Consider the following 18,995-nt stretch of genomic DNA (forward strand, 5'->3'; position numbering starts at 1 on the left):
ATGGGGTTTTCAACATATGATTTAGTAAGGGGTATTATATCTTAAATCCAGCCTCCGTCAAGACCGATAACCTGTCCGGTTAAATAGGAATTTTTGTAGCCCAGGTGGTATACCAGGTCGGCGACTTCCTCTGCCTTTCCCAAACGTCCGGCAGGAATCTCGTCGATGAGAGCGATTAATTCATCCTCCTCCAGAAACTGATTCATTTCCGTATCAATGGCGCCGCAGGCAACGGCGTTGACCTGGATATTGCTTGGAGCCAGCTCCTTAGCCAATGCTTTTGTAAAAGCGTTGATACCGCCTTTTGTGGCGGAATAAGCGACTTCGCAGGAGGCACCGGATATTCCCCATACAGAAGAGATATTAATGATTTTTCCTTGTTTTTTTTCCACCATTCCTGGAATGGACAGCTTGCAGCAGTTGAATACGGAGGTTAGGTTGGTGCGGATCATCCGGTCCCAGGCATCTTGACTCATATCCTGCAGCAGGCCAATGTAGGAGATGCCTGCGTTATTGACTAGGACATCCAGTGTTCCGAACTGTCTGCGCACCTGTTCAAAGAGTGCCTGGCACTGGTACATGTCTCCCATGTCCCCCATGCAGGAAAGACAGGATACCTGATAGCTTTCCAGCTCCTTTTTTACCTGCAAAAGACGGTCTTCGCTGTGAAGACAGTTGATGACCACGTTGTAACCCTTTTTTGCAAACTTAACGGCAACGGCTTTTCCGATTCCCCGGGAAGCTCCGGTTATGAGTACTGTTTTTTTAGCCATAAAATCACCCTTTCTGTCAGTTTATGATACTTATATTTTATCAAATCATCAGGCAGAATGCAACGTGGACGGATAGGGGCTGTTGATAATTTGTGATTTTGTTACGGACCAGGCATTGCATACTTAAGGGCTGGTGAGATATAATGAAGAAAGATAATTGAATATCAGATAGAATAGAGAAAGCAGGTAGATAAATATGAATGAGATTTATGATGTGGTGATCATCGGGTCGGGGCCGGCAGGGCTTTCGGCCGCAGTTTATGGTAAAAGAGCTGAGCTTAAGATGGTTGTCATAGAAAAGGAAATGGCCAGCGGCGGGCAGGTCCTTAATACCTATGAAGTAGATAACTATCCGGGACTGCCCGGAATCAACGGCTATGACCTTGGAATGAAGTTCCGGGAACATGCGGAAAAGCTGGGAGCAGAGTTTTCGACAGATGAAGTGCTTCGGATCGAAGCGTCTAACGGAGAGTTTACCGTGGTTGGAGAAGAGAAGACCTATGCGACAAAGACCGTTATCATTGCTACCGGAGCACAGCACCGGAAGCTGAGCGTAATTGGTGAGGAGGAGCTTACGGGCATGGGAGTTTCCTACTGCGCGACTTGTGACGGGGCTTTTTTCCGTAATAAGGTGGCGGCAGTTGTGGGCGGCGGCGACGTTGCCATTGAGGATGCCATATTCCTGGCAAGAATGTGCAAAAAGGTATACTTAATTCATAGGAGGAACAAGCTGAGGGGGGCAAAGACCCTGCAGACCCAGCTCTTTCACCAGAAAAATGTAGAAGTCATCTGGGATACTGTGGTAGAGGAGATAGAAGGCGGAGACCAGGTGGAATCCTTGACCATAAAGAATTCCAAAACCGAAGAAACCCAGAAGCTTGCAGTGGATGGAGTATTTATTGCTGTAGGAATCAATCCCCAAAGTGAAGCCTTCAACAATCTGGTGGAAATGGATCATGGCTATATTAAAGCCGCCGAAGACTGTGAAACCAATGTTCCCGGGATTTTTGCCGCAGGAGATGTCCGTACCAAGCAGCTGCGTCAGGTTTCTACAGCAGTATCCGATGGCGCCAATGCCATTACCAGCGTAGAGCGGTATTTAACTCGGATTTAACGACAGGATAAGGAACAGGCGATTCGAGATTCTTATGGTTACCGCTGCAGCCGGCCGGGCGAACATGACTGCATGTTCGCCCGGCCGGCAGCCTGCATAAAAAAAGCAGCCGGACAATTGTCCAGGCTGCTTTTTGCAGGTTTAGAATTCCGGTTCAATAAGGCCGTAGGAACCGCCCTTTCTTTTATAAACCACATTGACCTCGTCCGTATCGGCATTTAAGAATACGTAGAAACTGTGACCGAGAAGCTCCATCTGGACACAGGCTTCTTCCGGGTCCATGGGCTTTACCGCAAATTTCTTTGTCTTAACGATCTCTATATAATCGTCGGTCTGGGTTTCTTCTTCTATAAAGGCTGCGGAGAAGGAAGGGGTATTCAGTTTTTTATCGATTAATTTGTTCTTATATTTTTTCAACTGGCGTTCCAGGATCTCTTCTACAAGATCAATGGAAACGTACATATCTGTACTGGATTCTTCTGCTCTGATTATATGTCCTTTCACTGGAATAGTCACTTCAATTTTTTGCATTTCTTTCTGCACGCTGAGTCTTACTGTTGCTTCTGTGGCAGGAGCAAAGAAACGGTCCAGCTTTCCAAGCTTGTCCTCGACTGCCTCGCGTAATCCTGGTGTTACCTCAATATTTCTCCCTGTAATTGTAAAACGCATAAGTCATCAGCTCCTTTTTCTTGAGATGGTTATAGTATAGCATATTTTTGAGAACAGTTCAATTACATTGTAAAATTATAAGATAATTACTGGTAATTTTTTGTAAAATGTCTCTACTTATATTTTATTCGGATTATTGAAAAACTATAGATAGGCTTGATAAAAAGTCAAGGGAAAAAGAGAAATTTTCGTCGAAAAAGGAAAGTTTATGACATATATACAAAAAGCGGAGAGCCTGGTGCCAGGATGGGAAATATGGGAATATGTGGAGAAAAAATGTGGATAATGTGGATAACTCGGTGTATAACTGTTTTTCCGCCAAATTATGGGATTTCATAGTGGGGATAAAACTGGGGGAAAAATACACAATGGGATGTGGATAATGTGGAAAAGCGGAGAATCGAACATGTTTTTTGTGCAATCTGTCAGATCGACATAATTTTTTCCGGTTTTGCCGTTGTTTGCTGTGGAAAAAGGAAAGTCCTGGCAAAAATGAAGCCGGATTATTACCAGAATGTTAATTTTTTATGAATTCGTTGAATTAAAGAGGAGTTAGTGCTACAATATACGAGATTGTACCGTGTATATCGTTAAGAAGAGTAGGAGAATGAATCATGAACCTCGTTCAAAAAATATTTGGAACTCATAGTGAAAGAGAATTAAAATTAATAGAGCCCATTGTGGATAAGATAGAAGCTTTGCGCCCGTCCATGGTAGCACTTACGGATGAGGAGCTGAGAAACAATACAAAGCTTTTTAAAGAAAGACTTTCCGCCGGTGAGACTCTTGATGATATATTACCGGAAGCATTTGCATCGGTGAGAGAGGCTGCACGAAGAGTTCTTAATATGGAGCATTTCCGTGTACAGCTCATCGGAGGAATCGTACTTCACCAGGGGCGTATCGCTGAAATGAAGACAGGTGAAGGCAAGACTCTGGTATCTACCTGCCCTGCTTATCTGAATGCACTTGCAGGCAATGGAGTCCAGATCGTAACGGTTAACGATTACCTGGCAAAGCGGGATGCGGAGTGGATGGGCAGAGTCCATGAGTTTCTGGGTATGACCGTTGGAGTCGTCCTTAACTCCATGAATTCTGACGAAAGACGTGCCGCATACAACTGTGATATTACCTATGTGACCAACAATGAGCTTGGTTTCGATTATCTGAGGGATAACATGGCCATCTATAAAGAACAGATGGTTTTAAGAAATTTAGATTTTTGTATTATTGATGAGGTGGACTCTGTATTGATCGATGAGGCAAGAACACCTCTTATTATTTCCGGACAAAGCGGAAAATCAACAAAGCTGTATGAGGTCTGTGACATTCTGGCCCGTCAGCTGGAACGTGGTGAGGCCTCTGCCGAGTTCTCCAAGATGGCCGCCATTATGGGAGAGGAAATCACGGAAACCGGTGATTTTGTGGTGGATGAAAAGGACAAAGTTGTCAACCTGACGGAACAGGGTGTGGAAAAGGTGGAGCAGTTCTTCCACATTGAGAACTTATCCGATCCCCAGAACTTAGAGATCCAGCATAACATCATCCTGGCTCTTCGTGCCAATTATCTCATGTTCCGGGATAAGGATTACGTGGTAAAGGATGACGAGGTCCTGATCGTTGATGAGTTTACGGGTCGTATTATGCCGGGCAGACGTTATTCTGATGGACTCCATCAGGCCATTGAGGCCAAGGAGCACGTGAATGTGCGAAGAGAGAGCAAGACCCTTGCCACCATCACCTTCCAGAACTTTTTTAATAAGTACAATAAGAAGGCAGGTATGACCGGAACTGCTCTTACAGAGGAAAAAGAATTCCGTAACACCTACGGCATGGATGCCATTTCGATTCCAACCAACCGTGCCATTGCCCGTATTGATCAGGAGGATGCTGTTTATAAAACCAAAAAGGAAAAATTTGAAGCGGTGTGCAATGAGGTGGAAATGGCTTACGAGAAGGGACAGCCTGTCCTGGTAGGTACCATTACCATTGAAACTTCTGAAATGTTAAGCAGTATGTTACGCCGTAGGGGCATTCCCCATAAGGTACTCAATGCGAAATATCATGAGCTGGAAGCTGAAATCGTGGCAGATGCAGGAGTCCATAAGGCGGTGACCATTGCCACCAACATGGCAGGCCGTGGTACGGATATTAAGCTTGACGACGAGTCAAAGGCAGCAGGCGGTTTAAAGATCATCGGTACGGAGCGCCATGAATCACGCCGTATTGATAACCAGCTGCGGGGCCGTTCCGGCCGTCAGGGTGACCCGGGAGAATCCAGATTTTATATCTCCCTTGAAGATGATCTCATGCGTTTGTTTGGTTCCGAGCGTCTGGTAGGCATGTTCAATGCCCTGGGCGTGCCGGAAGGAGAGCAGATCGAACACAAGATGCTTTCCAATGCCATTGAAAAGGCTCAGATGAAGATTGAGACAAACAACTACGGCATCCGTGAAAATCTTCTGAAATATGATGAGGTCATGAACGAACAGCGTGAAGTGATCTATGGGGAGAGAAGAAAGGTTCTGGATGGAGACAATATGAGGGATTTCATCTTAAAGATGGTGACCGACATTGTGGAAAACGCAGTGGATCTTTCCGTCAGCGACGACCAGGCACCGGAGGATTGGGATTTAACCGAGCTTAACAATCTCCTTCTTCCCATCATTCCCCTGCAGCCCGTCACTCTTCCCGAGGATAAGAAGATCAGGAAGAATGAACTGAAGCATATGCTGAAGGAAGAAGCCATTAAGCTTTATGAATCAAAGGAAGCAGAATTTCCGGAGGGAGAACAGATCCGTGAGATCGAGCGTGTCATTCTCTTAAAGGTGATTGATAATAAATGGATGTCCCATATTGACGACATGGATCAGCTTCGCCAGGGCATCGGACTGCAGGCTTACGGACAGAGAGATCCGCTGGTGGAATACAAGATGAGCGGCTATCAGATGTTTGATGAGATGGCAGCGGCCATCCGGGAGGATACCGTAAGGATCCTGTTCCACATCCGTGTGGAGCAGAAGGTGGAGAGAGAACCGGCTGCCAAGGTAACAGGAACCAATAAGGATGAAAGCGCTCCGAAGGCGCCGGTGAAAAAGGTGGAATCCAAGGTTTACCCCAATGATCCGTGTCCATGCGGTTCCGGTAAGAAATATAAGCAGTGCTGCGGACGTAAATTAGTATAGTATTTTTATAAAATTGGAGTTCGCACCCTTTTAAGGATGGAACTCCAATTTTGTATTGATAAATTATAATCAGAAAGCAGGTGACACAGTGGTAGAGTTAGACCAGTACAAATACGAATTATCTACGTTTGAAAAACCATTAGTGGAAGTGAGGGATTCACTTTGACTTAGATAATAAGTTAAAGAGGATCGATGAGCTGGACAAGTCTATGGAAGAGCCGGGCTTTTGGGAGGATCCTGAAAAGTCGGCCAAGATCGTACAGCTTGCGAAAAATTTAAAGGATACCGTCCAGAGCTATCAGGAGCTGGAGCGGCAGTATGAAGACATCGGTGTGATGATTGAAATGGGGAATGAAGAAAATGATCCTTCCCTGGTGCCGGAAGTGGAAGAGATGCTGAGGGAATTCAAGGAAAGTCTGGAATCCATGCGAATCAATACCCTTCTGTCAGGAGAGTATGACAGTGACAATGCCATATTAAGGCTTAATGCCGGAGCAGGAGGAACCGAGTCCTGTGACTGGTGCGGCATGCTTTACCGCATGTTCTGCCGGTGGGCGGAGAAAAAGGGCTTTTCGCTGGAGGTCCTGGATTATCTTGATGGGGAAGAAGCGGGCATCAAGTCCGTTACGGTGCAGATCAACGGTCCCAATGCCTATGGATATTTAAAGTCGGAAAAGGGCGTTCACCGTCTGGTGCGCATCTCTCCCTTTAACGCTGCAGGCAAACGCCAGACCTCCTTTGTATCCTGCGATGTTATGCCGGACATTGAAGAGGACTTGGATGTGGAGATCAACGAAGAGGACCTTCGTATTGATACCTACCGTTCCAGCGGTGCCGGCGGCCAGCATATCAACAAGACTTCATCCGCCATCCGCATTACCCACCTTCCTACGGGAATTGTGGTTCAGTGCCAGAATGAACGCTCCCAGTTCCAGAACAAGGACAAGGCCATGCAGATGTTAAAGGCAAAGCTTTATATGCTGAAGCAGCAGGAAAATGCGGAAAAGCTGTCCGGAATCAGGGGTGATGTGACAGAGATCGGCTGGGGAAACCAGATCCGTTCTTATGTCCTACAGCCATATACCATGGTCAAGGATCACAGGACCAATGCGGAAACAGGCAATGTAGGAAGCGTTCTGGATGGTTCCCTGGATCAGTTCATGTACGCCTATTTACGCTGGATAAGCACCGGGGCAAAGGCCGGTGACAACAGCGGGGAATAAGGTCTTTTCCCTGTATTTTTTTTAAAACTGAAGAAAATAAATAGAAAAATAGTTGCATACCCTGCACAAATATGATAATATCTTCCCTATGAGCACAGATGTATTTCGGTTGCGGACACAGAAGGGAAGATATTTTTTTATGGAAGAAAAAAGTAAATATTTTGTGGTAAAGCAAAAGGCTGTACCTGAAGTATTGCTGAAAGTAGTTGAGGCAAAGAAGCTGTTGGAATCGGAGCGTGTCATCACAGTTCAGGAGGCGACTGACCGGGTGGGGATCAGCCGCAGTTCTTTTTATAAGTATAAGGATGATATCTTTCCTTTTTATGATAATACGAAAGGGAAAACCATTACGCTTGTGATGCAGATGGATGATGAACCCGGGCTGTTGTCTGACCTGCTTCATGTGGTAGCTGTGTACCGCGCCAATATTCTTACCATTCACCAGAGCATTCCGGTCAACGGAGTGGCAACCCTGACATTAAGTGTGGAAGTCCTTGAGACCACCGGTAATGTTTCAAAAATGGTTGAAGATATGGAAGAAAAAAATGGGGTCCACTACGTTAAAATTTTAGCCAGGGAGTAGAGTTATGATTTTCTTTACAAAGGAAATAGGAGACAAATTATGAAAAATATTGCAATTATGGGCTATGGTACCATTGGATCAGGTGTGGCAGAGGTATTGGAAAGAAACAAAGAGGTGATTGCAAAAAAAGCAGGCGACATGGTTGGTGTAAAGTATGTTCTGGATTTAAGGGAATTTCCAGGAGATCCCATGGAGGATAAGATTGTTCATGATTTTTCCATCATTGAGAAAGATCCTGAGGTCTCCATGGTGATTGAGACCATGGGAGGCTTAAATCCGGCTTATCCCTTTGTAAAGGCAAGTCTGAAGGCAGGAAAACATGTGGCTACCTCCAACAAGGCACTGGTTGCGGCATATGGCACCGAGCTGTTAGAAATTGCCAGAGAACACCATGTGAATTTCTTTTTCGAAGCCAGCGTAGGGGGAGGCATTCCCATTATACGTCCGATCTACACTTCCCTTGCTGGTGAGGAGATCGAAGAGATCACCGGTATTTTAAATGGGACTACTAACTTTATCTTGACAAAAATGGCAAAAGCAGGAGAGTCCTTTGAGTCGGCCTTAAGAGAGGCACAGGCCCTAGGATATGCAGAGAGGAATCCGGAAGCCGATGTGGAGGGACACGATACCTGTCGGAAAATTGCCATCCTGACGGCCATGGCAACGGGACACGAGGTCAGTTATGAGCATATTTATACAGAAGGGATTACAAGAATAACGGATGTGGATTTCCGCTATGCCGAAGCCATGGGAACCTCTGTAAAGCTGTTTGGATCAAGCCGGATCCAGGGAGGTAACGTCCATGCATTTGTAGCCCCGGTCATGATCGGAAAGGATCACCCCCTATATTCCGTAGATGATGTTTATAACGGCATTCTTGTAAAGGGAAATATGCTGGGCACTTCCATGTTCTATGGAAGCGGTGCAGGAAAGCTTCCCACTGCCAGCGCAGTGGTGGCGGATATTGTTGAAGCCCTGAAAGCCTTTGACCACCATGTGGAAATGGGATGGGACAGGGAAAACCTTACGATTTCACCCATAGACAGCTTTTCCTTCCGCTGCTTTGTGAGAGTCAAGGGAATCGCTGAAAAGCGAATAAAGGAAGTAGAGGAAGTGTTCGGCAAGGTGGATGTGGTGGAACTGGACCATATGGATGAATTTGCAGTCCTTACAAAGGCCATGACCGAAGAGGAATACAGGTTGAAAGCGAAACAACTGCCGGGGATCAGGCAGCGGATCCGCGCAGAATTTGAAACTGTGTAACAAGTTTATGAGCATACAGCAAAGCGGATGGGAATATCCGCTTGACTTTTCGCCAGGAGGCATCAATGTTAGTAGTAAAAAAATTTGGCGGTAGCTCCGTCGCAGACAAGGAAAGAATTTTTAATGTGGCAAAGCGCTGCATTGAGGAATATGAAAAAGGCAATCAGGTAGTAGTGGTCCTGTCCGCTATGGGAAAGACGACGGATGGTCTCATTGCAAAGGCCCTTGAGATTAATCCTGACCCTCCCAAAAGGGAGCTGGATATGCTCTTAGCCACAGGAGAACAAGTCAGTGTGGCTCTTATGGCTATGGCAATGAATTCTTTGGGAGTTCCGGCCGTTTCTTTAAATGCGGCTCAGGTGGCCATGCACACCACCTCTGCCTACGGGAAAGCCAAATTAAAACGGATCGACACGGAGCGCATCCGGCATGAACTGGAGGCCAGGAAAATCGTGATCGTCACAGGCTTTCAGGGGATCAGCAAATACGATGACTTAACAACCCTTGGACGAGGGGGCTCCGATACAACAGCCGTAGCCCTTGCAGCCGCACTTCATGCGGACGCATGTGAGATTTACACGGATGTGGAAGGGGTATATACTGCAGATCCCCGCATTGTTCCAAATGCCAGAAAGCTTCCTGAGGTTTCGTATGATGAAATGCTGGAATTCGCTTCTCTGGGAGCAAAAGTGCTCCATAACCGGTCTGTGGAGATGGCAAAGCGCTATGGTGTTCAGTTGGTTGTTCTGTCGAGCCTGACCAGGGCAGAAGGTACCGTTGTCAAGGAGGAAACAAAATTGGAGAGAATGCTGGTTAGCGGCGTGGCCGCGGATAAAAATGTAGCCCGTATTTCAGTCATCGGGGTCAAGAATACGCCTGGAATTGCTTTTAAGATTTTCAATCTCCTGGCAAAGAACAATATTAACGTGGATATCATCATACAGTCCATCGGGCGGGAAGAGAGGAAAGATATTTCCTTTACAGTGGCAAAGACTGACTTAAAGGATACCATGGACCTTTTAAATAAAAACAAGGAGTCCATCACTGCCCAGGATGTGACCAGCGAGGAAGGCGTAGCTAAGATTTCCATTATCGGAGCAGGGATGACAGGCAATCCGGGAGTGGCTGCAAAGATGTTTGAAGCTCTTTCCAGCGCCAATGTAAACATCAAGATGATTGCTACCTCAGAGATACGGATCACGGTTCTTATTGATGAAGCGGATGTAAACCGTGCCATGAGGACCGTTCATGATGCCTTTGACCTGGCGGATTAAAGGCCGGCAGAGACATGAACTGGTTAAAAAAAATATTTGGCCTGGGGCTTCCCTGCCTGTTCCATTCCCTGACAGGACTTTACTGTCCGGGCTGCGGCGGGACCCGGGCCGTCCGGTCATTGTTGCAGGGGGACCTGCGGATGAGTTTTCAGTATCATCCGCTGGTCCTTTATGCATGTTTCGTGTTTTTTATGGAGTTGATCTTAAGGACTGCCTTTCAAGGGAAATTGACTTCCGCAGATCATAGAAAAAGAGACAGGATATGGATCCTGGCAGGGGCCGCTATTACGGCAGCCAATTTGATTTTTAAGAATTATATGCTGGTTTTTAAGGGAGTGGACCTGCTTCCTCTTATGAGGTAGGCCCTATTCTCCGGAAGAAGAGGCAGCGGTAAGGGCCTGGGATGCTGTCTCAAAAACCTGTCTGAAGTAATGGCCCAAAGGTGTATTGGTATCCATCGTGTCGTATACAAAAATAATAAATAATGCCATCATAAGGCCGCAGACTGCGGAAATAACAGACAGGATCAGGCCGAGCTGGGCCTGCTGGGTAAAGGGCTTTCCCTGTCTGGAAAGGACGGCACATGCGATGCCGATCAGTCCGAGAAACAGGCCGGCCGGCAGGCTCCAGATGCTGAATAAGGGAAGGCAGTCGCTGGCCAGTCCAAGGCCGCCCAGAAGAACGGACCAGAAGGCTAGGAAAGAACCTGTGGGACGGACCTGGGGCAGCATCCCGTTGTTGCTGTTATGATTTTCTTCCATTCGTAATTTACCTCGTTTGCATATTGTGAAAACAGGAAAATGCTTTCATAAATCATACTATTGTATGATTGTAGCATGAAAAGGGCCCCGTGTCCAGACGGGTATTGCATAAGCCCGGCTGATGAATTATAATAGTAAATTGAAAAAAGGGGGAAAGCAAACCGTCTTTTAACCTTCCGTTTATGAACCAGCCGGATATGCAGGCAAATCCGCTAGATTCATCAGGAAGTAAATTATGAAAAAATAAGGGGAACGCCATGGATATTATAAAGGCATTACAGGAAGAACTCTCCATAGCCCGCGGACAGGTGGAAGCGGCGGTAAAGCTCATTGATGAAGGGAATACCATACCGTTTATTGCAAGATACCGGAAAGAGGCTACCGGTTCCTTAAATGATGAGGTCCTGCGGAATCTGGATGAGCGGCTCCGCTACCTGCGGAACTTAGAAGAGCGGAAGGAGCAGGTTCTTTCTTCCGTCAGGGAGCAGGAGAAGCTGACGCCGGAACTGGAAAAAAAGATACTGGAAGCCCAGACTTTGGTGGCTGTGGAGGATCTATACCGTCCTTATAAGCCGAAAAGAAGAACTAGGGCCACCATTGCAAAGGAAAAGGGGCTGGAGCCTCTTGCGGACTTAATCCAGATGCAAATGTTAAAAGCCCCTTTGGCAGATGCGGCGGCCCAATACGTTTCCGAAGAGAACGGGGTTTCTTCCCCGGAAGATGCCGTTAGCGGAGCAAAGGATATTCTTGCAGAGCGGATTTCCGACAATGCGGAATACCGCACTTATATCAGAAACGCCACTGTCAGCCAGGGGAGCATTCAGTCATCGGCAAAGGATGAAAAAGCAGAATCCGTATATGAAATGTACTACAATTACGAGGAGACCATTAAAAAGTCCGCAGGTCACAGGATTCTGGCTTTAAACCGGGGAGAAAAGGAAAAGATCCTTACGGTAAAAATACTGGCTCCGGTGGAACAGATTCTGCGTTTTTTGGAAAAGCAGGTGATTGAAAGGGACAACCCATATACCACCCCGATTCTGAAAGAAGTGGTCGCAGACAGCTATGATCGTCTCATCGCTCCGGCTATTGAGCGGGAGGTAAGAAGCGCCCTTACAGAACAGGCGGAGGCTGGGGCCATCCGGGTGTTTGGAAAGAATCTGGAGCAGCTTTTAATGCAGCCCCCCATTGCAGGGCGGGTGGTCCTGGGCTGGGACCCGGCATTTCGCACCGGCTGTAAGCTGGCAGTTGTGGATGAGACCGGAAAGGTCCTTGATACGGTAGTCATCTATCCTACAGCACCTCAGAACAAAGTAGAGGAATCAAAGGCCGTTTTACGGAAGCTGATCCAAAAATACAATATTTCCCTGATATCTGTAGGAAATGGAACCGCATCCAGGGAATCAGAAGCAGTGATCGTGGATTTGTTAAAGGAAATACGGCCGCAGGTTCAGTACATCATTGTAAATGAGGCAGGGGCCTCCGTTTATTCAGCCAGCAAGCTTGCCACAGAGGAATTCCCCAATTTTGATGTTGGTCAGAGGAGCGCCGCTTCGATTGCAAGAAGGCTGCAGGACCCACTGGCAGAGCTGGTTAAGATTGACCCTAAATCCATAGGAGTGGGCCAGTACCAGCATGACATGAATCAAAAACATTTAAGCGATGCGCTTCAGGGAGTGGTGGAAGACTGTGTGAACAAAGTAGGCGTGGACTTAAATACAGCCTCCGCTTCCCTTCTGGAATACATTTCCGGTATCTCAAAGCCCATAGCTAAAAACATCGTGGTCTATCGGGAAGAGAACGGGGCATTTATCAGCAGGAGCCAGCTTCTTAAAGTTCCCAAGCTGGGGCCAAAGGCTTACGAACAGTGCGCTGGCTTTATGAGGATCCAGGGAGGAAAAAATCCCCTGGACGGAACCAGCGTTCATCCAGAAACCTATGAGGCGGCAAAGAAGCTTTTGGATAAGCTGGGATATGAGTTAACAGAGCTGGCTCGCGGAGGCTTAAGCGGTATCAGCAAAAAGATCCTGGATTATAAGTCCCTGGCCGCCCAACTGGAGATCGGGGAGATCACCCTGCGGGATATTGTAAAGGAATTGGAAAAACCGGCAAGGGATCCCAGGGACCAGATGCCTGCGCCCATTCTGCGTACCGATGTCATGGAAATGAAGGACTTACAGCCAGGCATGGTATTAAAGGGTACGGTAAGAAATGTCATTGATTTCGGTGCTTTTGTGGATATCGGCGTCCACCAGGATGGTCTTGTTCACATTTCACAGATGTCGGATAAATTCATCAAACATCCCCTGGAAGCGGTGAGCGTGGGAGATATTGTTGAAGTTAAGGTCATAAGCGTGGATGTGCAGAAAAAAAGGATCGCCCTGACCATGAAATTATAAAAGAAAAAGGTTTGAATTTTACCTGAAAGTGCTGTGCCCCAAGGGCGCAGGAAGGAGGAAAACGTGGAAGAGAAATACCCGATTGTAATAGAAGTAAAATTGACGGCAAAAGATCTTTGGAAGTTTTCCATGTATCATTCCTATCAGGGACTGCAGGGACTTTTTAATATTATTTTCAGCGCTGCTGCTGTCTTTCTCCTGATCACTACATGGAACTCTAATTCCACACCATACCGGGTGCTGTTAGTCATCTGCGCCCTGATGTTTACAGTCTGGCAGCCGGGCATACTTTATTTAAAAGCGGTCAGACAGGCAAAGACTCCCATGATCCAGAACCCTATGACACTTTCCTTTGACGAGGAGGGGATCCTGGTTTCCCAGGGAAAGGAAAACCTTCCGATTGCCTGGGAGAATGTGGGGAAAGTGGATCGGGGAAAAGATATGATGATCCTCTATATGGACCGGGTTCACGCTTATTTGCTGCCTGATTCCATTATGGGAGAAAAAAAGGCGGACATCCGTGGACTTATGAAAGAAAAACTGCCTCCTGAAAGGCGAAAGAGGATATAAAATATGGTAGTAGAAAGCTGGAAGCCAGAAGAGACCTATGAACTTGGGAAAAGAATGGGAGAGAAAGCCAGGCCTTCCGATGTGTACTGTTTAAATGGAGATTTGGGAGTGGGGAAAACCGTATTTACCCAGGGGTTCGCGAAAGGCCTTGGGATCATGGAACCGGTGAACAGCCCTACGTTCACCATAGTAAACCAGTATGAGGATGGACGTCTGCCTTTCTATCATTTTGATGTGTACCGGATCGGCGATATCAGCGAGATGGATGAGATCGGTTATGAGGATTGTTTTTACGGGGAAGGCGTAAGCTTAATTGAATGGTCCAACCGGATCAGAGAGCTTCTTCCTGACCATGTAATAACCATAACCATAGAAAAAGATTTGGAAAAAGGGTTTGATTACAGGAAAATCACCGTGGAGGGAATATAAATGAGGATACTTGGAATTGAAAGCTCGTCTTTGGTGGCTTCCGTTGCCGTGGTGGAGGACGAGGTGATGACTGCGGAATATACCGTTAATTTTAAGAGGACCCATTCCCAGACCCTTCTTCCCATGCTGGATGAAATTGTAAAAATGGTGGACCTGGACTTAGGAACCATTGATGCCATTGCTGTTTCCGGAGGTCCGGGTTCCTTTACCGGACTTCGGATCGGCTCTGCCACTGGCAAGGGCCTTGGCCTTGCATTAAAGAAGCCTCTGATTTCCGTGCCGACCGTGGATGCCATGGCTTATAACTTATACGGCAGCGCCTATACCGTCTGCCCCATTATGGATGCCAGGAGGAATCAGGTTTACACGGGCATTTATGACAACAGGACGGGCTTTTCCGTGATTAAGGAACAATGTGCCATGGACATTGAAGAATTGGCAGAAGAATTAAATGCAGCCGGGCAAAAGGTGATATTCTTAGGAGACGGCGTCCCTGTATACAAAAAACAGATACAACAAAAAATGACGGTTCCCTTCCTGTTCGCTCCGGCTCATTTAAACCGGCAGCGGGCTGCAGCAGTGGCAGCTCTGGGCTGTAAGTATTATGAGGAAGGAAAGACTCTTACGGCAGCAGAGCATGCTCCTGTTTATTTAAGAAAACCTCAGGCGGAGCGGGAACGGGAGGAGTATCTTTCTAAATGAAAGCAAGGTTAAATTTCACTGTAGTTAGAAAAATAGCCGTTGCGGAACTGTCAGCTGAATCCAACGTTCCTGAAAGGAGGAGAAGCCATTGATCCATGAAATGCGTCCGGAGGATGTATTTGGAGTCTCTGAACTAGAACGGATCTGCTTTTCCGATCCATGGTCCTTGGAATCCGTGAAAGAGGGCTTAGTAAGCAGCCTTGATACCTGGCTGGTACTTAAAGAGGGGGGGGGCCTGCTTGGCTACTGCATCTTCCGGATCATTGCCGGGGAAGGAGAACTGCTTCGGATCGCCGTTCATCCTGAGTACAGGGGCAGGGGCCTGTCAAAGAAACTTATGGACCGTCTGGTGGAATATTCCAGAAAAAAGGAAGTAATGTCCCTGTCTTTAGAGGTCCGTGAAAGCAATAATAAAGCCAGAAACCTTTATAGATCCTATGGTTTTAAAGAGGAGACCATCCGTAAAAATTATTATCGTGATCCTCAGGAAAATGCCGTCATCATGTGGAACCGCCGGATATGAAACATTTACCACTAAAAATAAGGGGAAACACCGTATATAATGTAGGGGTATCCAGTAAGGATGCCCTTTTTCTTATTTTCAGATGATGCGAAGCGGAAACAGGGCTTAACTGGTAAATGCGAAAAAGGAAATACCCTACGGGTATCCCTTTATGCCCCCAAAAACAGGGCAATTAAGCGGAAAGGTGAGAGGAAGATGAGAAAGTACAAAAACGGTGGTCAGCTTGAAACAGTTATGTGCAACTGCTGTGGCAAAAAAATTATCGTGTCAGAAGGTGTTGCCAGGGAGGGGGTAATTAGTATTAATCATACCTGGGACTTTTTCTCCGAGAAGGATGGGGAGATCCATCATTTTGATCTTTGCGAGGACTGTTACGATACCATGATTCAGGAATTTAAGATTCCTGTGGAGGTAGAAGAACAGCTGGAATATTTATAGTTGCTAATTGCCTCTGCTTTGTGATATGATTTTATGAGGCGGTTTTTTGCCGCTGTTCATTGACAGAAATCAAAGCGAGGAAATTTTATGTTGGATATATGTTTGCTGGGAACCGGAGGAATGATGCCTCTGCCATACCGGTGGCTGACAGCCATGATGGCCAGATGCGACGGCAGTGATCTTCTCATTGACTGCGGGGAAGGAACCCAGATTGCGTTAAAGGAAAAGGGCTGGAGCCCGAAACCCATTGACATCATTTGCTTTACCCATTATCACGCCGACCATATCAGCGGTCTTCCGGGACTTCTCCTGACCATGGGAAATGCGGAAAGAAGGTCACCTCTGACTCTTATAGGTCCAAAGGGCTTAGAACGTGTGGTAGGAGCCCTGAGGACCATTGCGCCGGAACTGCCCTTTGAACTGAAATTTATTGAGCTTGACCAGATACGGGAGCAGGTAATCATCGGGCCGTATGTGATCGATGCATACCGGGTGAACCACAATGTGGTCTGCTATGGTTATTCCATTTCCATTCCCAGGAAGGGCCGGTTTGATGTAGAACGGGCCTATGCTGCCGGCATACCCCAGAAATTCTGGAACCGTTTGCAAAAGGGAGAAACCATTGAAGACGGTGAAAGGACGTTAACTCCTGACATGGTCTTAGGCCCGGCAAGGCGCGGGCTTAAGGTTACCTATTGTACGGATACAAGACCGGTTCCTGTAATTGCGGAATATGCAAGGGAGGCGGATCTTTTTATCTGCGAGGGAATGTACGGAGAAGAAGGAAAGGAATCAAAGGCCAGGGAATATAAGCATATGACCTTTTATGAAGCTGCCAGGCTGGCAAAGGAAGCCCAGCCAAGGCAGATGTGGCTGACTCATTACAGCCCCTCCCTTACCAGACCAGAAGAATATATGGAGAAAGTCCGGGAAATTTTTCCCCGCGCAAAAGCGGCAAAAGATGCCTGGACCTTGGAACTGGAATTTGATGAGGAGTGAGGGAGAGGCAATGAAGAAAAATCATACAGAGGAAGATGTCTATATACTTGCAATTGAAAGTTCCTGTGATGAGACGGCGGCAGCCGTGGTAAAAAACGGAAGAGAGATCCTTTCCAATGTGATCTCTACCCAGATCGCCCTGCATACATTATACGGCGGCGTTGTGCCGGAAATCGCATCCAGAAAGCATATTGAAAAAATCAACCAGGTCATAGAAGCTGCCCTTCAGGAGGCTGGGATGTGCCTGGAAGATATGGACGCCATAGGCGTAACTTATGGTCCGGGACTGGTAGGAGCCCTTCTTGTAGGTGTTGCCGGGGCAAAGGCCATTGCCTATGCTGCGGGCAAGCCGTTGGTGGGAGTCCACCATATTGAAGGACATGTATCGGCAAACTTTATTGAACACCCGGATCTGGAGCCGCCATTTTTATGTCTGATCGTTTCGGGAGGCCATACCCATCTTGTGATTGTAAAGGATTATGGAGAATTTGAAATTCTGGGCCGTACCAGAGATGATGCGGCAGGAGAAGCCTTTGACAAGGTGGCAAGAGCGGTGGGCCTTGGATACCCTGGAGGTCCGAAGATTGACCAGGCGGCAAAGGAAGGAGATCCCCATGCCATTAAATTTCCCCGGGCAAAGGTAGAGGGAAGCGTTTACGACTTCAGCTTCAGCGGCTTAAAGTCCGCAGTATTAAACCATATCAACCACGCCAACATGATGGGAGAAGAGATCAATGTGGCCGATCTGGCTGCATCTTTTCAAAATGCGGTGGTGGACGTGCTGGTAAGCCATACAGTGGAAGCGGCAAGGGAATATGGATTTAAAAAGGTAGCCATTGCCGGTGGTGTGGCTTCAAACTCTGCCCTTCGCAAAGGGATGAGCCTTGCCTGTGAGAAAGCAGGAATTGCCTTTTACTATCCGTCCCCTGTTTACTGCACTGATAATGCTGCTATGATTGGTACGGCAGCTTATTATGAGTATATCAATGGAGCCAGAGCTGGCTGGGACTTAAATGCAGTTCCTAATTTAAAACTTGGGGAAAGATAGGAAGCTGGGAGAAGCTTTCTATCATACTTCTAAAAAAGGCTGGGAAGAAATCCAGGGGTATCTTTTTATGCCCAAAAGCATGGGAAGAAAAGAATAAGAACCCTGAGGCATCTTTTTATGCCCAAAAGCACTGGGAAGGAAAGAGGAAGAACCCTGGGGTATCTTTTTATGCTCCAAAAGCATGGGAAGGAAAGAAAAAGAACCCGGGGATATCCTTTTATGCTCCCAAAAGTACGGGCAGAAAAGAAGTGACATTCTGGAGGTATTCTTTTTATCCCAAATAAATGGGTACGTTAGGGGGAAAAGTCCGATGGAGGACAGGAGGAGAACGGCAGCAGTCATATTGGCAGCAGGAAAAGGAACACGCATGGGCAGCCAGGTACATAAGCAGTACATGGAGCTCTTCGGGAAACCGCTGCTGTATTATGCACTTCTTGCCTTCGAAAACAGTTCGGTAGATGAGATCGTCCTTGTGACCGGACCTGGAGAGGTTAGGTATTGCCGGGAGGAAATCGTAGGAAAATACGGATTCAGCAAGGTGACCGCGGTGACTGAAGGAGGAAAGGAACGATATCATTCTGTATACGAAGGTCTAAAAGCAGTTACAAACTGTGACTATGTTCTGGTTCATGATGGTGCCAGGCCCTGTGTGACCGGAGAGATCATAGAAGCAGCTTCTCAGGGGGCCAGACAACATAAGGCCTGTGCGGTCGGTATGCCTGTAAAAGACACCATTAAGATGTCTGATGAAAATGAATTTGCAGCCATAACACCTGACAGGAACCGCCTTTGGATGATCCAGACCCCTCAGGCCTTTGAATATGAACTGGTACTTCGGGCTTATGAAAAGCTTATGTCTTCGGAAAAGTATCAGAAGGGAGTAACGGATGATGCTATGGTTGTAGAAACCATGACTCAGGAAAAGGTGAAATTGATTCGGGGCGATTATGCCAACATAAAGATAACAACACCGGAGGATATGGAAATTGCCGCAGTGTTGATAAAAAGAAACCAAAGGGATAAATAAAAGGAATGCTGTACG

19 protein-coding genes are annotated in these 18,995 nt (G+C 46.9%); 16 read left to right on the forward strand and 3 right to left on the reverse strand.

All coding sequences use genetic code 11. The features are described 5' to 3' along the window. Positions 1-41: 41 nt before the first annotated feature. A complete protein-coding gene (ymfI, locus tag CLOSA_RS03135; protein WP_013271334.1) occupies positions 42-773 on the reverse strand; it encodes an elongation factor P 5-aminopentanone reductase in 732 nt (243 codons plus the stop codon). A 196-nt stretch (positions 774-969) separates the two neighbouring features. Between ymfI and trxB the strand changes: the two genes are divergently transcribed. After that, the gene (gene trxB, locus CLOSA_RS03140; protein ID WP_013271335.1) at positions 970-1,887 is read left to right on the forward strand and encodes a thioredoxin-disulfide reductase; all 918 of its coding nucleotides are present in this window, start codon (positions 970-972) and stop codon (positions 1,885-1,887) included. Between the two features lie 141 nt (positions 1,888-2,028). Here the strand turns inward: trxB and hpf are convergent, their stop codons facing one another. Then, positions 2,029-2,556 (reverse strand): ribosome hibernation-promoting factor, HPF/YfiA family, encoded by a 528-nt coding sequence (hpf, locus tag CLOSA_RS03145; RefSeq protein WP_013271336.1) that lies wholly within the window; start codon positions 2,554-2,556, stop codon positions 2,029-2,031. Positions 2,557-3,170: 614 nt separating this feature from the next. Between hpf and secA the strand changes: the two genes are divergently transcribed. The 6 genes from secA to CLOSA_RS03175 all read left to right on the forward strand — a co-directional run bounded on the left by secA (position 3,171) and on the right by CLOSA_RS03175 (position 10,446). Further along, a complete protein-coding gene (gene secA, locus CLOSA_RS03150; RefSeq protein ID WP_013271337.1) occupies positions 3,171-5,741 on the forward strand; it encodes a preprotein translocase subunit SecA in 2,571 nt (856 codons plus the stop codon). Positions 5,742-5,829: 88 nt separating this feature from the next. Further along, positions 5,830-6,964, forward strand: a protein-coding gene (prfB, locus tag CLOSA_RS03155; protein ID WP_013271338.1) for a peptide chain release factor 2 whose coding sequence is annotated in 2 segments (ribosomal slippage) — positions 5,830-5,904 and positions 5,906-6,964 — 1,134 coding nt in all. Because the reading frame shifts where the segments join, the coding sequence is not laid out codon by codon here. Between the two features lie 139 nt (positions 6,965-7,103). Then, on the forward strand, positions 7,104-7,547 hold the full coding sequence (locus CLOSA_RS03160) for an ACT domain-containing protein (RefSeq protein ID WP_013271339.1): 444 nt from the start codon (positions 7,104-7,106) through the stop codon (positions 7,545-7,547). 39 nt (positions 7,548-7,586) lie between these two features. Next, positions 7,587-8,810: a homoserine dehydrogenase gene (locus tag CLOSA_RS03165; RefSeq protein ID WP_013271340.1), complete on the forward strand. Its 1,224-nt coding sequence runs from the start codon at positions 7,587-7,589 to the stop codon at positions 8,808-8,810. Between the two features lie 65 nt (positions 8,811-8,875). After that, positions 8,876-10,084, forward strand: coding sequence for an aspartate kinase (locus tag CLOSA_RS03170; RefSeq protein WP_013271341.1), 1,209 nt, complete (start codon positions 8,876-8,878; stop codon positions 10,082-10,084). A gap of 14 nt (positions 10,085-10,098) precedes the next feature. Continuing rightward, on the forward strand, positions 10,099-10,446 hold the full coding sequence (locus CLOSA_RS03175) for a DUF2752 domain-containing protein (protein WP_013271342.1): 348 nt from the start codon (positions 10,099-10,101) through the stop codon (positions 10,444-10,446). A gap of 3 nt (positions 10,447-10,449) precedes the next feature. Here the strand turns inward: CLOSA_RS03175 and CLOSA_RS03180 are convergent, their stop codons facing one another. Further along, positions 10,450-10,845, reverse strand: a complete 396-nt coding sequence (locus CLOSA_RS03180; protein ID WP_013271343.1) for a hypothetical protein — start codon at positions 10,843-10,845, stop codon at positions 10,450-10,452. Positions 10,846-11,102: 257 nt separating this feature from the next. On the opposite strand from CLOSA_RS03180, the gene CLOSA_RS03190 reads away from it, so the two are divergent. From CLOSA_RS03190 to ispD, 9 genes are all read left to right on the forward strand, one after another. Continuing rightward, positions 11,103-13,244: a Tex family protein gene (locus CLOSA_RS03190; RefSeq protein ID WP_013271344.1), complete on the forward strand. Its 2,142-nt coding sequence runs from the start codon at positions 11,103-11,105 to the stop codon at positions 13,242-13,244. A gap of 63 nt (positions 13,245-13,307) precedes the next feature. Next, a complete protein-coding gene (locus CLOSA_RS03195; protein WP_013271345.1) occupies positions 13,308-13,814 on the forward strand; it encodes a YcxB family protein in 507 nt (168 codons plus the stop codon). Positions 13,815-13,817: 3 nt separating this feature from the next. After that, positions 13,818-14,243: a tRNA (adenosine(37)-N6)-threonylcarbamoyltransferase complex ATPase subunit type 1 TsaE gene (gene tsaE / locus CLOSA_RS03200; RefSeq protein WP_013271346.1), complete on the forward strand. Its 426-nt coding sequence runs from the start codon at positions 13,818-13,820 to the stop codon at positions 14,241-14,243. Then, positions 14,244-14,945 carry a tRNA (adenosine(37)-N6)-threonylcarbamoyltransferase complex dimerization subunit type 1 TsaB gene (gene tsaB / locus CLOSA_RS03205; protein ID WP_013271347.1) on the forward strand — a complete coding sequence of 234 codons (702 nt, stop codon included), beginning with the start codon at positions 14,244-14,246 and terminating at the stop codon, positions 14,943-14,945. A gap of 88 nt (positions 14,946-15,033) precedes the next feature. Further along, positions 15,034-15,468, forward strand: a complete 435-nt coding sequence (rimI, locus tag CLOSA_RS03210) for a ribosomal protein S18-alanine N-acetyltransferase (protein ID WP_013271348.1) — start codon at positions 15,034-15,036, stop codon at positions 15,466-15,468. Positions 15,469-15,663: 195 nt separating this feature from the next. Continuing rightward, a complete protein-coding gene (locus CLOSA_RS03215) occupies positions 15,664-15,906 on the forward strand; it encodes a hypothetical protein (RefSeq protein WP_041708848.1) in 243 nt (80 codons plus the stop codon). A gap of 87 nt (positions 15,907-15,993) precedes the next feature. Next, entirely contained in the window at positions 15,994-16,905 is a 912-nt protein-coding gene (locus CLOSA_RS03220) for a ribonuclease Z (RefSeq protein WP_013271350.1), read from the forward strand. A 10-nt stretch (positions 16,906-16,915) separates the two neighbouring features. Beyond that, positions 16,916-17,953 (forward strand): tRNA (adenosine(37)-N6)-threonylcarbamoyltransferase complex transferase subunit TsaD, encoded by a 1,038-nt coding sequence (gene tsaD, locus CLOSA_RS03225; protein ID WP_013271351.1) that lies wholly within the window; start codon positions 16,916-16,918, stop codon positions 17,951-17,953. 310 nt (positions 17,954-18,263) lie between these two features. Next, positions 18,264-18,980 (forward strand): 2-C-methyl-D-erythritol 4-phosphate cytidylyltransferase, encoded by a 717-nt coding sequence (gene ispD / locus CLOSA_RS03230; protein ID WP_013271352.1) that lies wholly within the window; start codon positions 18,264-18,266, stop codon positions 18,978-18,980. Positions 18,981-18,995: the final 15 nt, after the last annotated feature.

Source organism: [Clostridium] saccharolyticum WM1, from assembly GCF_000144625.1.
Lineage (GTDB): Bacteria > Bacillota > Clostridia > Lachnospirales > Lachnospiraceae > Lacrimispora > Lacrimispora saccharolytica.

Bases quoted from the DNA above. Each gene is read 5' to 3' on its own strand.
- ymfI (WP_013271334.1), bottom strand. From the start codon at position 773: ATGGCTAAAAAAACAGTACTCATAACCGGAGCTTCCCGGGGAATCGGA.
- trxB (WP_013271335.1), top strand. From the start codon at position 970: ATGAATGAGATTTATGATGTGGTGATCATCGGGTCGGGGCCGGCAGGG.
- hpf (WP_013271336.1), bottom strand. From the start codon at position 2,556: ATGCGTTTTACAATTACAGGGAGAAATATTGAGGTAACACCAGGATTA.
- secA (WP_013271337.1), top strand. From the start codon at position 3,171: ATGAACCTCGTTCAAAAAATATTTGGAACTCATAGTGAAAGAGAATTA.
- CLOSA_RS03160 (WP_013271339.1), top strand. From the start codon at position 7,104: ATGGAAGAAAAAAGTAAATATTTTGTGGTAAAGCAAAAGGCTGTACCT.
- CLOSA_RS03165 (WP_013271340.1), top strand. From the start codon at position 7,587: ATGAAAAATATTGCAATTATGGGCTATGGTACCATTGGATCAGGTGTG.
- CLOSA_RS03170 (WP_013271341.1), top strand. From the start codon at position 8,876: ATGTTAGTAGTAAAAAAATTTGGCGGTAGCTCCGTCGCAGACAAGGAA.
- CLOSA_RS03175 (WP_013271342.1), top strand. From the start codon at position 10,099: ATGAACTGGTTAAAAAAAATATTTGGCCTGGGGCTTCCCTGCCTGTTC.
- CLOSA_RS03180 (WP_013271343.1), bottom strand. From the start codon at position 10,845: ATGGAAGAAAATCATAACAGCAACAACGGGATGCTGCCCCAGGTCCGT.
- CLOSA_RS03190 (WP_013271344.1), top strand. From the start codon at position 11,103: ATGGATATTATAAAGGCATTACAGGAAGAACTCTCCATAGCCCGCGGA.
- tsaE (WP_013271346.1), top strand. From the start codon at position 13,818: ATGGTAGTAGAAAGCTGGAAGCCAGAAGAGACCTATGAACTTGGGAAA.
- tsaB (WP_013271347.1), top strand. From the start codon at position 14,244: ATGAGGATACTTGGAATTGAAAGCTCGTCTTTGGTGGCTTCCGTTGCC.
- CLOSA_RS03215 (WP_041708848.1), top strand. From the start codon at position 15,664: ATGAGAAAGTACAAAAACGGTGGTCAGCTTGAAACAGTTATGTGCAAC.
- CLOSA_RS03220 (WP_013271350.1), top strand. From the start codon at position 15,994: ATGTTGGATATATGTTTGCTGGGAACCGGAGGAATGATGCCTCTGCCA.
- tsaD (WP_013271351.1), top strand. From the start codon at position 16,916: ATGAAGAAAAATCATACAGAGGAAGATGTCTATATACTTGCAATTGAA.
- ispD (WP_013271352.1), top strand. From the start codon at position 18,264: ATGGAGGACAGGAGGAGAACGGCAGCAGTCATATTGGCAGCAGGAAAA.